The organism is Oleiphilus sp. HI0061 (assembly GCF_001635675.1).
Genome location: NZ_LWFE01000653.1, coordinates 1 through 1,353, shown reverse-complemented (window position 1 = coordinate 1,353; position 1,353 = coordinate 1). Strand labels below are relative to the sequence as shown.

The following is a 1,353-nucleotide window of genomic DNA, read 5'->3' as shown; positions in this document are numbered from 1 at the left end:
TGAAGGTGACAATGTTGCGGCCTTGGCTAGTACGCTTCGTTCTTTAGGTGAAGCTTTGGGTATTCTTCAATTAGACCCTGAAGATTACTTTAAAGGCGCAGCTTCGGCTGATGGTTTATCAAATGATGAGATAGATACTTTAGTTGTGGCAAGAACAGAAGCACGTGCGAATAAAGAGTGGGCGGAGTCTGACCGAATTCGTGATCTGTTGTTAGAGCAGGGCATTACCTTAGATGATAGTAAAGATGGTACCAGCTGGCGCCGCTCTTAATCACTAATAAACTCAATCGTAGGCAGAGGGTTCTATCCCTCGCTAATGCGGTGCTTCATAGAAACTTTGTGCCAGTCCGCCAGCGAGGCACGGAGACATCTGCCTACAAGTGACTGTCGAGATAGCGCGTTTGTAGTTGTAGGCGGCCCGTCTCGGGGCGCAAGTCTTTCCACGGTGTATCAGATAGCCTAGCGGTTTCGTTCGCGCGGCCGGAGGCCCCGCCTACGTGGAGTTTGGTATATATTCTTTTGTAGGCAGAGGGTTCTACCTCTCGCTAATGCGGTGCTTCATAGAAACTTTGTGCCAGTCCGCCAGGGAGGTACGGAGACCTCTTCCTACAGGCTTGCTTCAACTTAGCTATGCAGCTCATTCGCTGCATAAAGCGTATTTTCCATCAGCGTTGCAACTGTCATGGGGCCTACACCGCCAGGAACAGGTGTAATCCAGCCAGCGCGCTCTTGCGCGACATCAAATTCAATATCACCCACCAAGCGGCCATCGTCCAAACGGTTAATACCCACGTCGATAACAATTGCGCCAGGCTTAATCCATTCACCTTTTACTAAGCCAGGTTTGCCGGCGGCAACGACTACGATGTCGGCCTGAGATATCTTCTCGGGCAGGTTTTTGGTGAAGCGGTGAGTGGTCGTGACAGTGCAGCCAGCTAGTAATAGCTCAAGGCCCATCGGTCGACCAACGATATTAGAAGCGCCGACGATAACGGCATCTTTGCCTCTGATTGTTTGTCCTGTTGTTTCCAATAAAGTCATTATGCCTTTTGGGGTGCAGGAGCGGAGTAGGGGCATTCTTTGTGCAAGGCGGCCAATATTAAAAGGGTGGAAGCCATCTACATCTTTATCTGGGCGTATACGTTCTAGTAAAGGATCGCTGTCTAGGTGTTCAGGCAGAGGGAGCTGAACCAGTATGCCGTCGATTGTTTCGTCGGCATTATATTTGTCAATAAGGCTTTCTAGCTCTTCCTGACTTGTTTCAGTAGGAAGTGTCAGCGTTTCGGATTTGAAGCCGACTTGTTCGCAAGAGTTAGTTTTGTTTCGAACGTACACTTCAGATGCTGGGTCAGC

The 1,353-nt window shown here is 49.6% G+C and carries 1 protein-coding gene and 1 pseudogene; one reads left to right on the top strand and one right to left on the bottom strand.

Features of this window, described 5'->3' with window-relative positions:
• Positions 1-271: pseudogene (locus A3735_RS30580) on the top strand (cysteine--tRNA ligase); the annotation flags it as partial.
• A 353-nt stretch (positions 272-624) separates the two neighbouring features.
• On the opposite strand, the gene folD reads toward A3735_RS30580, so the two are convergent.
• Positions 625-1,353: bifunctional methylenetetrahydrofolate dehydrogenase/methenyltetrahydrofolate cyclohydrolase FolD (folD, locus tag A3735_RS08260; protein ID WP_068637903.1), on the bottom strand; the 729-nt coding region annotated here is incomplete at its 5' end.